Source organism: Chloroflexia bacterium SDU3-3 (assembly GCA_009268125.1).
Lineage (GTDB): Bacteria > Chloroflexota > Chloroflexia > Chloroflexales > Roseiflexaceae > SDU3-3.
In genome coordinates, this window is the sequence record WBOU01000005.1 from 273,016 (window position 1) to 285,678 (window position 12,663).

The window sequence follows — 12,663 nt, forward strand, 5'->3', positions numbered from 1 at the left end:
GCTGGCGCTCTTCAGCCAATACAACAGTGCCTACGCGCGTTTTGTTTCTTCTTGGACAGTTCTGACGAGATATCCCCGGTTTCTATGTACTTTCACTGGTGACACCCCCATCTGGGCCGGTATAGCTTACGTTCAGGGCAGCGACTCGTAGAGCGCACGGCCCAGCGCCTCGGTATCGTGGCGGATGGTGTCCTGCTTGTTCCAGATCGCCCGCTTCTCGCCCACGGCCTCGGTCAGCGGCCCCACCACCAGCCGCGGCACCAGCGCGCGGATGGCATCCAGCTCGACGTCATCGGGCTGCAGCAGGTGCAGGCCCTCGGCGTCGTACTGGCGCAGCAGCGCGGGGTCGGGGTCGCTGCGGTTGACCAGCGCCACATCCAGCGCGCCGGGGCCAAGCACCTTCGTCACCCAGCGCACGTGGTCCAGCGCGCGGAAGCCGTCGGTCTGGCCGGGCTGGGTGGTGGTGTTGCAGACATAGGCCACGGTGCCGCGCGTCTCGCGCAGCGCCTGGGCCATGCCCTGGTGCTGGAGCACGGCCAGCACCGTGGTGAACAGGCTGCCTGGGCCTAGTACGACCAGATCGGCCTGGTGGATGGCCGCGACCGCCTGGGGGAGAGCGGGGGCTGGCGCATCGAGCCACAGCCGCGCGATAGGGGCCTTGTCGCGCCCGCGCACATCCAGCTCGCCCACACGGGTGGAGCCGTCGGACAGCTCGGCGCACAGGTTCACCGAGGCGGTGGAAGCGGGCAGCACCGCGATGGCGGTCTTGGCCAGGGAGGCCACCCGCGCCACCGCCGCGCCGAAGTCGCCCAGCTCCTCGGCCAGCGCCGCGATCATCAGGTTGCCGAAGGCCATGCCCTCCAGCTGGGCCACGCCCGCCCCGCTGAAGCGATGCTGAAGCAGGCGGCCCAGCTCGGCATCCTGGGCAAAGGCCGCGATGGTGGCGCGCAGGTCGCCGGGGGCGGGGATGCCCGCGATAGCGCGGGCCAGGCCAGTCGAGCGGCCCGTGTCGGTCACGGCGATCACGGCGGTGCGCTGGCCCGCGAAAGGCGCGACGGCGTGCAGCACCTGGGTGGCCCCGCCGCCACCGCCAATCGAGACAACATTCGGCGGCATAGCATGGCTCCTTTCAGCCGATAGAGAAAAAGAGCGCGAGGGGCTTCCCTCGCGCCTGTCACACCCGCATGGTTGAATGATACGCTACTTGTCCGGCGCGGCAGGCTCGAAGGCCAGCAGCGCCTCGGCCTCGGCGTTGGCCAGCGCCATGCTGTCCGCCGACATCGGCGGCGGCGCGGCCTCGGCCTGGTCGATCAGCTGGGCGCGGCTGCCGCGCGTGAAGGCGAACACCTCGCGCAGCATGGCCTCCTGCTCGTCGGTCAGCGCGATCTTGCGGCGCGACATCACCTTGCGCGTCACCGCGATCATGCGGTCGATCTGGTACTCGCGGAAGCGCTCGCCGCCCCAGGTGAACGAGGGCACCGTCTTGGGGGCGAAATGCGCGCCGAAGATGTTCGAGCCGGTGCCGATCATCGAGCCGCCGTTCAGGTGCAGGCCGATGCCCAGCTTCACGTGGTCGGCCAGGAAGCAGCCCAGCTTCATCTGTCCGCTGTCCACCTGGCCCATGCCCTCGATCACGATCTTGATGTTGCCGTAGGTGTTCTTCAGATCGCTGGTGGTGGTCATCGCGCCAATGTTCACCCACTCGCCCAGGTACGAGTGGCCCAGAAAGCCATCGTGGTGCTTGTTGGTGTAGCCCTGCACGATGCTGGCCTCCACCTCGCCGCCGATGCGGCACACCGGACCGATGGTGGTCTCGCCACGGATGCGGGCGCTGCTGATCAGCGCGCCAGGGCCGACCGCGCACGGCCCCTGGATGAACGAGAACGGCTCGATATGCGCCGCGTCGATCACGATCGGGCCGCCGCGCGCATCCAGCACCAGCGGGCCATCGAGCTGGGCCTGGGGGTGGATGTAGATCTGCTCGGGGTTGTGCAGCACCACGTGGGGCGCGCTGGGCGGCTGCTGGGCGGCGCTGCGCCAGCCCAGCCGCTCGATGGTGCGGGCGTCGCGCTCGATCTGCGCGCCGTTCTGGGTGATCAGATCCCACGGGAAGGAGAGCAGCGGCGTCTCCACCTCCACCACACGGCAGAAGCGCCGCAGCTCGGCCAGGGCTGGCTCGGCGCGCTGGGCCAGCAGGTCGGCGAACACCGCGCTGGCCACGGCGGGCGCGAGCCGCGCGCCCAGCAGCACGTGCGCGCCCAGCACATGCGGCCCGGCATCGGCCACATACACCGTGTTCAGCGGCTCGCGGTCGAGCTGCGCGATCCAGCCAGCATCCAGCGCCCGCCCGTTCACAAAGGTGAGCGGGGCGCTGCTGGACAGCAGGCCCAGCGGCCAGCGGCCAGCGCCAAACACGGTGGCTAGGTGGCTGCGGCACAGCGCCTCGGGGCGCACGTGGTAGGCCAGCTCGATCCGCTCGCGCAGCGTCCAGATCCCGCAGCGCACGTCGAAGATCGGGCGCGAGTAGGCCAGCGGCAGGAACGAGCGGAAGCTCTCATCTTCAAAAAGAATGATCATAGCAGTGCTAGTGGCGCTTCAGGATCTCAAGGATCGCCACCCGAAGCTTCTCCGGATCGTGGCGCAGCACCTGGACCGCGCGGCTCTCGGTGGGGTTGTTGAGCGAGGTCGAGAGCTGCACCACCGAGGATGCCAGGTCGGCCTCGACCACCACCGACCCCTCCACCACAATATCGCGGGCGGTCAGGCGGTCGCTTGCGCCCACCATGGTCTCCTCGTACTCCTCGGGGGTCAGGTACACCGGCGACTGGTGGGCGGCCTCGTAGATGCGGCGGATCTCCGGCTCGATCCGCTGGGCGTTCACCAGCACATAGTCGGGCGTCACGCCGCCGAAGCGCACGAACTGGCGGATGTGGTCGGCCACGGTGAAGCCGGTGGTCAGGCCCGGCTCGGTCATTAGGTTGCAGATATAGATTGTCTTGGCGTGGCTGGCGCGGATGGCGTCGCGGATCTCGGGGATCAGCAGGTTGGGGATGATGCTCTCGAACAGGCCGCCGGGGCCAAAGATGATCATGTCGGCGTGGGAAAAGGCATCGGTGGCCTTCTGGAACACCTGCTGGCGCTCGCCGCCATCCACCAGCTCCACATCCACCACATGGCGCTCGGCCAGCAGCGGGTTCTGCGAGATAGCATCCTTGATGCTGTGGCGCGAGCCATCATCCAGCGTCACCACCACCGCCAGCGGCCTGGGCATGGGCGCGACATACAGCACCTTCTCGAAGTTGAACAGGCTGGCGGCGCGGTAGTAGTACTCGATCGGGTCCTGCACCGGCGTCACGCAGGTCACCTGCTTGGCGGCGCGGCCCAGGTCGGCCAGGCGCAGAATGCCCGCCCCGCCCGCCATCACCGCGATGGTGGGCGGCGGGGCCGACTGGCGGTAGCCCACCACCAGCTCGGCGGTGGCGTCGCGCTGGCCATCCAGCGGGATCACGGCCACATCGCTCATCTGCCAGATGCCCATGCCCAGCGCCACCATGCCGACAATGGTAAACACCACCCCGCGCAGCCAGCGGTCGATCGGCTGGAGCGTGATGATGTAGATGATGTCGTGCAGGAAGGGCGGCGCGTTCACGGTGCGGTAGGCGGCCACAAAAAAGTAGGCCACGCCGATAGAGAACAGCGTGACGCCGATAAAGGTCAGCGTCAGCGACTTGGCGAGGTAGGAGAGCTTCGAGAGACGTTTTGCGATAGATTGCATAGGTTCCTAGGGCTGCTGGATGCGGGCGCGCAGGTCATCCAGCTGGGCGCGCAGCTTGCCGCCGTTCACGGCGATCATCTCGGTGAGCAGCAGGGCGGCCATGGCGGCATCCGCCGAGCCGCTGTAGCGGCCCAGGGTCGGCTCGCCCAGCTCGGTGACGCCCACCAGCAGCGCGGTGCGATCCTGGGCCACCAGCTCGGCCACACGGGCGGCGGGCTGGCCGCTCGGCTCCACCTTCAGGCCGGTAGCGCTTTCCCAGGCAGCGATCCCAGCGGGCATATCGGGCTGAAACGGCACCACCACATGGCCGCGCAGGCGGTGGTGGCGGGCCAGGTGCTGGGCCAGCAGCAGCGCCAGCTCCAGCGGCGTGGCGACCTCGCCGCTATTGTCGGTCACGCCCAGCGCGCGCCCATCGGCAGATATAGCCACGCCCATATGCGAGTCGCTCTCCTTCACCAGCTTGCGCAGGCGGGGGAAGCCGGTCTCGGCGGGGGATGGGATCTGGCGGTTGAACAGCGGGTCGGCCTCGCGGTTGATCTCCACCGCGCGGGTCTGCGCGCCCTCGCCCAGCAGCGCGGGGAACAGGCCGCTGGCCGGGCCGTTCATCGGGTCGACAAACACGGTCAGCGTCGAGCGGCGGATCAGGTCCATGTCGGCCACCTCGCGCAGCAGCTCCAGGTAGGGGCCGCGCAGGTCGGCGTGGGCATGCTCGGGCAGGGGCGACAGCTCGGGCGGGAAGGGCGGCGCGGGGTCGGGCGCGGCGGGCAGCGCGGCGAAAGGCTCGGCATCGGCGGCGGGCAGCAGGGCGTGGAGACCCGCGTACCAGTAGGGGCGGTTGCCCGCCGAGAGCATCAGGGCGCTCTCGAAGCGGCGGCGCTCGATGGCCAGCTCGACCATGGCCACCGAGGCGGGCGTGGGGCACAGGCCCACGCGCACCCCGGCCATATCAAGCATCTGGTAGGCGTAGCGGGCGAACTGCGCCCCCATAAAGCGGGTATCGCAGGCCACTAGGCAGCTGCGCTGCTGGGCGCGCAGCAGGTCGGCCACCGCCTGCACCCGCTGCGCCAGGCCCGCCAGCGTCACATCGACCGTGTAGATACCCTCCCAGCGATACCACTGCAATCGCGCGCGCTGGTTCATAGTTTTGCTGCCGCGCTCCCGCCCCGGCGGAAGGCCTCGACCTCGTCCAGCATCAGCGTGCGGATCTCGGCCACGCGCTCGGGCGTCACCGCCTCGAAGCGGGTGGTGAGCACCGGCTCGGTGTTGGAGGCGCGCACCAGGCCCCAGCCATCGCCGAAGTCCACGCGAACGCCGTCGATGTCCACCACCGGGTAGCTTTTCTTATACACATCGCGCAGGTGGTCGATCACGGCGAACTTGGACTCCTCGTCGCAGGGCACGCGCTCCTCGGGCAGCGAGGGCCGCTCGGGGTAGGCTGCCAGGATCTGGCCCAGGCTCTCGCCCAGCTGCGCCAGGCCGTAGAGCAGGTAGGCCCCGGCGAAGGTGCCGTCGTCGAAGGTGTGGTAGCGCACGCCGGTGAGCACGTGGCCCGACAGCTCGCCCGCCAGCGGCGAGCCGACCTCGCGCATCTTGGCCGACTGCTTGGGGTAGCCCGTGCCCGAGAGCACCGGCTGGCCGCCGAAGTCGCGGATGGCGTCCTCAAGCACGGCGCTGCACTTGGTGTCGATCACGATCGGCGCGGGGCCGTGCTGGCGCAGCACATACTTGGAAAGCGCGATCAGATAGCGGTCGGCGAAGATCATCTTGCCGCTGCTCTCCACCACGCCCAGGCGGTCGCCATCGCCATCTAGGCCGATGCCCAGCTCCGCGCCGGTCTCCAGCACCTTGGCCTTCAGGTCGCGCAGGTTCTCCTCTTTCAGCGGGTCGGGGTGGTGGTTGGGGAAGCGGCCATCCGGCTCGATGTAGAGCGGCACCACCTCGCAGCCGATCGCCTCCAGCGTGCGCAGGCCCAGCGGCCCGGCCACGCCGTTGCCGCCATCCAGCACCACGCGCACCGGGCGCGGCAGGCGGAAGTGGCCCACCACATCGGCCACATAGGCGTCTGACACATCCAGCTGCTCGTAGCCGCCAGCGCCCTGGGCGAACTCGCCGCCGTTGGCGAGCCGCCCGATCTCCTGGATGGCCGCGCTGTCGAGCGGCTCGCCGCCGTAGACCGGGTCGGACTGGCGCAGCTTCAGGCCGTTGAAATTCGGGGGGTTGTGGCTGGCCGAGATCACCGCGCCGCCATCCGCGCCCAGGTAGGCCAGCGCGAAGTACATCAGCGGCGTGGGCACCATGCCCAGGTCGACCACATCGCAGCCGGTGGAGCGGATGCCCTGGATGAAGGCGGCGGCGTAGGCGGGCGAGGTCAGGCGGGCATCGCGGCCCACCACGATCCGGCTGCGCCCGCTGCGGCGGAAGTAGGTGCCCGACGCGCGGCCAAGCACCTCGTACACTGGCTCGGAAAGATCGACATCAACGATCCCGCGGATATCGTACGCGCGGAAGATCGTCGGGTTGACGGCAAAACTCATAGCAACCATCCCCCGATGGAAAAAGGCCATAGATGCGCGTGTGGACGCGCATCTATGGGCAGATCACATCTTCAAACATAAGCTGTAGGGATGGTATCGTAAAGGGGGCGTTCCGTCAAGAAACCACGCTGGTCTGCTGCAGCTTGACGCGGGGTGCCGAGCGCTGCTGCTCCTGCTTGAGGAAGCGCAGCAGCAGGTCGTTAAACACGTCGGCCTCGTCGAGGAAGGGGAAGTGGCGGCTCTCGGGCATCACCACCACCTCGGCGCTAGTCACGTCGTCGAAGAGATCGGCCTGGTTGGGGTGCACGATATCGTCGCGCCCGCCCTGCACGATCAGCGCAGGCACCTGCAGGCGCTGCAGCTCGGGGCGCAGGTCGGTGCGCCACATCGAGCTGACCGAGCGGCGCAGGGTGGTGCCGCTGGACTTGAGGCTGTCGGCGATCACCTCGTGCACCGCCGGGTCGTTGGTGCGGCCCAGGAAGAAGCGGAACAGCGTGCTGCGCAGCCACGGCACGGTCACAAAGGCGTCGGCGAAGAACGGGCGGTCGGTCAGCTTCAGCAGCCACGAGAGCGAGTCGCCGTCGATAGGCGCGCCCACGGCGGCCACGCGGTTGATGCGCTTGGGGTGGTTGATCGCGGTCTTCAGCGCCACCATGCCGCCCATCGAGTGGCCCACCAGGGTCACGCGGTCGATGCCCAGCTCGTCGATGAAGCGGATCACCTGGTTCGAGTAGTTCTGGATGCTCTCGGGGGTCTGCTGCTGCCGCCGCGAGTCGCCAAAGCCCCAGAAGTCGAACGAGTAGGTGCGGAAATGATCGGAGACGACTTCGATAGTCGGGTACCAGTAGCGCCAGCTTCCCAGCCAGCCATGCAAGAAGAGCACGGGGCGCCCGTGACCAAACACTTCATAGTGGACGACCTGCCGGTCAATTACCATTACGCTCATAGTCGTGTCCGTGTGATGTGCGGCTACTTGTTCGAACGAGTAATATGAAGGGCCATGTCGGGCGGACCCGCACGGACGGGGGTAAACTCTATAATACCATAAATAACCACGTATTGATTCAGCGCTGTGAGCGCGCCGCTCTGACTCTTCTAAACGCGCTCCGCTGCCGCTTCATCATACCGGAATGGCTGTTTTGGATATCAAAATAATAACAGCATTTCCATCAAATTGTCTACTATCAATGGTCATTTTCTTTGCCATCCGCCCTGGCTACTAGTAGGAAGCGCCGTTCATGTGGCTGCGAGCGTAGGGTGTGGTCGCCTCGCGCTCGTGCAGCGAGCGCCGCAGCCGCCACTGCAGCCGCTCGATATCCTCGGATATCCCGCGCAGCCGCTCCATCTCCTGCTCTAGGTCGTGCAGCATCTGAGAGGCCTGGCTGCTGACATAGGCCGGATTGCGGTCGCGGCTCAGCTCGCCTATCCGCTCCTGCATGGCCACCAGCAGTGTCATCAGGTTGCCCCACGACTCGTTGTCGTGGTCGCTCTGGGTGCGGGCCTGGGCGTCGCGCTGGCGCATCCAATCCTGCAGCTGCGCCTGCATGTCGCGGATGTGGGTCTCCACCTGCTGCAGCTCTTGATCAACGTGCGCGTTGGCCGTCACCGGGATGCCGTTTTTGGCCATCACCTCCAGGTGCTCGCGCAACCCCGAGAGCGAGCCGCCCAGCTGGGTCTGGCGCAGCGTCACCGCCTCCTGCTCATTCAGCAGGTCGAGCAGCATCTCGCGCAGCTGCCCAGTCTCGCCGGCCACGCGGCTGGCCTGCTGCTGCAGCAGGTGCGGCACAAACCAGAGCAACAGACCCAAAAGCGACAGAACCAGTATTCCTAAGATGATAAACAAGGCATCCATCGGCCCCTCCTCGTTTAGCACGATTATAGCTAGTGAACCGAGCGAGGGTCAATGGTTTAGAGGCCCCTGGGATGACAGCTGGATTACACACCGTCAGGCAGATCTGGCCGCACGCCCGCGCGGCGCGGCAGCGTTGACAATCGCGAAACGGCCTCCTATAATGCGCGTCGAATACCGCCGCTACATCCTGGCTCTCTGGCGTGTGTGACGGTCAGCGCATCGCTTCCCCACGCCACGTATGCCGCTGCGAGGAAACTATCTTGCGAAACCGTTCTACACTGCTGCGACCATGGCGCGCGGCATGTCTCCTGTTTGCCCTGATCGGCGCGTGGGCTGTCTCGGCCTGCCAGAACCCGCTGGCCCCCAGCGCGCTGATCGTACCGAATCTGACCGCCGCGCCCGACCGCTACAAGGGCAGCGTGGTGGAGGTGCAGGGGGCCTACCTCAACCGCGCTGGCACCGACGCCGTCGGCGTGCTGGCCCTGGGCGTCAGCACTCAGGACAACGGCCTGGGGGCCGAGCCGCTGGGCGACCCGATCTGGCTTGAGGGCTTCCCCGAAGATCAGCTGCGCGGCCAGCTGCACCAGCCCGGCGACTCGACCTACGGCTTCGTGCGCGTGACTGGCACCTTCGACGCAGGCGGAACCTACGGCCCAAGCAACACCTATAAATACAAGATCAGCGTGACCAGCGCCGAACCAATCGAGCGCATCCACCGCACCGAGCAGCGCGTGGCCGCAGGCTCGCCCGGCGAGGGCAAGGTGGCGCTCGCCGAGCTGGCCGACAACCCCGCCGCCCGCAACGGCCAGCAGGTGATCACCCAGGGCTACTACTTCTGGAACGGCTCGGTGAACATTCTGTCCGAGGGTATCTCCGCCGAGGATGACGGCAGCAATCCGCAGCCGATCGGCAAGATCATCTGGATGGAGGGCTTCCCGCCCTCGATCTCGGGCCAGCTGCACGTGGGGCCGGGCAGCCCGGCGGCCTATGTGTGGGGCAAGGTCGAGGTGAAGGGCCAGTTCAGCGCGGGCACCTTTGGCAAGGATGGCGCGTACAGCGCGCAGCTGCAGCTCGACCCGAATGCGGCTGATGCGGCGAAGGCCATCCAATAGCGCTTGACCCGCGCATACACCAGCCGAATGTGAGGGGCGATCGCCCCTCACATTCGCATTTTTGCCACGGGCTGGGAAAATATGGGCGAGAAACGCGCGCCAGAATCCGCTAGTATAGGTACAATACTAACAGCGACAGCAGTGCGGCTGCCGCTGTTAGGCTTATACCACCCAGATCAGGCGAGCAGCAGGCCATCCAAAACCGGCGAGACATGCGAGGCGTAGCGTGTATTACTTCATTGAACCGATGGTAGAGGCCGATATCGAGCGCGTCCAGGCGATCGAGCGCCAGAGCTTTGCGACGCCATGGTCGGCCAACACCTACCGCAGCGAGCTGCGCAACCAGTCCACTAGCCGCTACGTGGTGGCCCGCGCTAGCCCCACCCCGCCCCCGCCCCAGCGCGACGACACCACCCGCAAGCGCGGCATCCTGGCCGATATCGTCTCGGCGCTCTTCGGCGAGCCGCCCGAGCCGACCACATCCAGCCCCCACCCGATCGTGGGCTACGGCGGGCTGTGGCTGGCCATCGACGAGGGCCATGTCACCACCATCGCCGTCGAGCCTGCCTACCGTGGCCACGGCATCGGCGAGCTAGTGCTGAATGGGCTGATCGACCAGGCTATGCAGCTGAACGCCGAGATGCTGACCCTGGAGGTGCGGGTGAGCAACGTAGTGGCCCAGCAGCTCTACCTCAAGTATGGCTTCCGCGCTATCGGCACGCGCCCGCGCTACTACACCGACAACAACGAGGACGCGCTGATCATGTCCACCGACCCGATCCGCACGCCCGCCTACCAGGAGCGCCTCAAGCAGCTGCGCACCGCCCTGTTCGAGCGGCTGCGCCAAGAGGCGGCCAACGCCCCGCCGGTGGTCAAGCAGCCCATACCGCAGGCCCCAGCCCCAGCGGCTGCGCCAGTAGCCCCAGCCGCCGCACCGCAGCCCAAACCCCAGCCGCCTGCGCCCCAGTCAGCTGCGCCCGCCCCAGCGCCGAGCACGCCGCCTGCCCCAGCGCAGCCCGCGCCGAGCCTGCCCCAGCCGCCTGCCCCAGCGCCGAGCACGCCGCCTGCGCCGCAGCCGCAGCCCGAGCAGAAGTAGCCCGCGCAAACACAAAGGCCGCCCCCGCGACTGTTCGCAGGGGCGGCCTTTTGGCTCTGCAGAGCTACATCTCCATCACCACCGGCAGGATCATGGGGCGGCGCTTGGTGCGCTCAAGCAGGAACTCGCTCACCACATCCTTCACCTTGCGGTTGATGAACCCGGCGTCTACCTCGGTCTCGCCATTGTTGCTGGTGGCGCGGCGCAGCGCATCGCGCACCACCGCCTTGGTCGCGTCGATCAGGTCGTCGGACTGGCGCATGTACACGAAGCCGCGCGAGACCACATCCGGCCCCACCACCAGCTCGCCGGTGGAGCGGTCGATGCCCACCACCACCATCAGGATGCCATCGCGCGAGAGCAGCTGGCGGTCGCGCACCACCACGTTGCCCACATCGCCCACCGTGGTGCCATCCACATACACATAGCCCACCGGGGCCTTCGAGACGATCTTGCCAAACTCGTGGCTGAACTCCATGATCGAGCCGTTCTCGGCCACGATCACGTTCTCATCCTTCACCAGGCCGCCCATACCCAGCGCCATCTTGCGGTAGAGCATCAGGTGGCGGTAGTCGCCGTGGAAGGGTACCACAAACTCGGGGCGGAGCATGGCCAGCAGCATCTTCAGCTCCTCCTGGGCGGCGTGGCCGGAGACGTGCACGTTGGATGTGCCGTAGACCACATCCGCGCCCAGGCGGAACAGATTGTTGATCACGCGGCTGACCGAAACCTCATTGCCAGGGATGGGCGTAGCCGAGACCACCACGGTGTCGCCCGGTTTGATCTTGACGTGAGGGTAGTCCTTGTTGGCCATGCGGGCCAGCGCGGCCATCGGCTCGCCCTGGCTGCCGGTGCAGACCACCGCGATCTGGTCGTCGGGGTAGTTGTTGGCCTCGTTGGGGCGGATGACCGTGCCCGGCTCGGCGTGCAGATAGCCCAGCTCGAAAGCGATCTTGCTGTTGTTCTCCATGCTGCGCCCGGCCAGCACCACCTTGCGGCCATAGGCCTCGGCGGAGTCGATCGCCTGTTGCACGCGCGAGATGTTCGACGCGAACGTGGCCACGATGATCCGGCCAGGGGCGGTGGCAAAGATGTTGTCGAAGGCCTCGCCCACGGTCTGCTCGCTGGGCGTGTAGCCGCGCGACTCGACGCGCACGCAGTCGGTGAGCAGCACCAGGGGCTTGCGGTGGCCCAGCTCGGTGATCTTGGCGATATCGGTCGGTCGGCCATCCACGGGGGTGTGGTCGAACTTCCAGTCGGTCAGGTAGATCGCCAGGCCAGCGGGCGTGGTGATCGCGAAGCCCACCGTGTCGGGGATGGAGTGGGCCACATGGAACGGCTCGACCGTGAAGGTCTCGCTCACCTTGATGGTGTCGCCCGCCGTAAAGCGGTTCAGCGACACCTTGTCCAGCAGGCGGTGCTCCTTCAGCTTGCCCGTAACCATGCCGATGGTCAGCGGCGTGCCGTAGACCGGCGGGAAACCCAGCTCGGCGATCAGGTGCGGCACCGAGCCGATGTGGTCCTCGTGGCCGTGGGTCAGGAACAGCGCCTTGATCTTGTGCTGCTGCTCGCGCAGGTAGGAGATGTCGGGCAGCACAAGGTCGATGCCGAGCATCTCGGCCTCGGGGAACATCACGCCACAGTCAAGCAGGATGATCTCCTCGCCGTACTCGCACACCCACATGTTGCGCCCCACCTCACCGACACCGCCGAGAGGGATCATGCGCAATCGGTTTTTCGCCATAGGTTGTTATGAAGTCAGGAACCGTCGAATCCTCAGGTCCGTCCTTCGCTCCTTTCTAAGCAGGGACGCCCGCCGACGCGCCGCCACGGCGGTAGCGCTGCGCCCCAATCGATTTCCAAACAGGACGTATATACAAAAGCCGCCCGCGAGGGGGACGGCCTGTGCGACATAGGTTGGCTCGCCGGGTGGCGAGAGCCGTCAAGTGTAATGCTAGGCAATAGACACATGTCACAAGCACTGCCCTAAGTATATCATGCATGGTGGAGGTTTGGCTACCACCCCAACAGCACGCGCTGCGGTGGTAAGGCGCGGCTTATTCCCAACATACGCGCGGCGCGGCGCAGTGGATGTATTGGCCCAGAGGCTGCGGGTGAAGATCGGCTATTGCGGCGATGCATTTTTTTGCTATAATAAGGCCCGGATGAGAAACAGCGAGGTGACATGATGGATCGCCCGATCAACTTCAACATCATGCGCATGGGGATGGACATGTGCCGGGCCATACCGGTCGTTTCCCTATGCTGAGATCGCGCCTCCCCAACCTTGTTCT

10 protein-coding genes are annotated in these 12,663 nt (G+C 66.7%); 2 read left to right on the forward strand and 8 right to left on the reverse strand.

The genetic code is table 11. The features are described from left to right. Positions 1-132: 132 nt before the first annotated feature. The 7 genes from F8S13_10410 to F8S13_10440 form a co-directional block, all read right to left on the reverse strand. The gene (locus tag F8S13_10410; protein ID KAB8143419.1) at positions 133-1,116 is read right to left on the reverse strand and encodes a YvcK family protein; all 984 of its coding nucleotides are present in this window, start codon (positions 1,114-1,116) and stop codon (positions 133-135) included. An 84-nt stretch (positions 1,117-1,200) separates the two neighbouring features. Continuing rightward, positions 1,201-2,577 (reverse strand): hypothetical protein, encoded by a 1,377-nt coding sequence (locus F8S13_10415; protein KAB8143420.1) that lies wholly within the window; start codon positions 2,575-2,577, stop codon positions 1,201-1,203. Between the two features lie 7 nt (positions 2,578-2,584). Beyond that, positions 2,585-3,775, reverse strand: a complete 1,191-nt coding sequence (locus F8S13_10420) for a hypothetical protein (GenBank protein ID KAB8143421.1) — start codon at positions 3,773-3,775, stop codon at positions 2,585-2,587. A gap of 6 nt (positions 3,776-3,781) precedes the next feature. Further along, the gene (locus F8S13_10425) at positions 3,782-4,915 is read right to left on the reverse strand and encodes a phosphoglucomutase (protein ID KAB8143422.1); all 1,134 of its coding nucleotides are present in this window, start codon (positions 4,913-4,915) and stop codon (positions 3,782-3,784) included. Beyond that, positions 4,912-6,309: a phosphomannomutase/phosphoglucomutase gene (locus F8S13_10430; protein KAB8143423.1), complete on the reverse strand. Its 1,398-nt coding sequence runs from the start codon at positions 6,307-6,309 to the stop codon at positions 4,912-4,914. Before F8S13_10430 ends, F8S13_10425 begins: the two co-directional genes overlap by 4 nt. 115 nt (positions 6,310-6,424) lie before the next feature. Then, positions 6,425-7,255 (reverse strand): alpha/beta hydrolase, encoded by an 831-nt coding sequence (locus tag F8S13_10435; GenBank protein ID KAB8143424.1) that lies wholly within the window; start codon positions 7,253-7,255, stop codon positions 6,425-6,427. Between the two features lie 273 nt (positions 7,256-7,528). Further along, on the reverse strand, positions 7,529-8,161 hold the full coding sequence (locus F8S13_10440) for a hypothetical protein (protein KAB8143425.1): 633 nt from the start codon (positions 8,159-8,161) through the stop codon (positions 7,529-7,531). A 278-nt stretch (positions 8,162-8,439) separates the two neighbouring features. On the opposite strand from F8S13_10440, the gene F8S13_10445 reads away from it, so the two are divergent. Beyond that, positions 8,440-9,273 carry a hypothetical protein gene (locus F8S13_10445; GenBank protein KAB8143574.1) on the forward strand — a complete coding sequence of 278 codons (834 nt, stop codon included), beginning with the start codon at positions 8,440-8,442 and terminating at the stop codon, positions 9,271-9,273. Between the two features lie 247 nt (positions 9,274-9,520). After that, the gene (gene rimI, locus F8S13_10450) at positions 9,521-10,369 is read left to right on the forward strand and encodes a ribosomal-protein-alanine N-acetyltransferase (protein ID KAB8143575.1); all 849 of its coding nucleotides are present in this window, start codon (positions 9,521-9,523) and stop codon (positions 10,367-10,369) included. A gap of 64 nt (positions 10,370-10,433) precedes the next feature. On the opposite strand, the gene F8S13_10455 is transcribed toward rimI, so the two are convergent. After that, positions 10,434-12,113, reverse strand: coding sequence for a ribonuclease J (locus F8S13_10455; GenBank protein ID KAB8143426.1), 1,680 nt, complete (start codon positions 12,111-12,113; stop codon positions 10,434-10,436). Between the last annotated feature and the right edge of the window lie 550 nt (positions 12,114-12,663).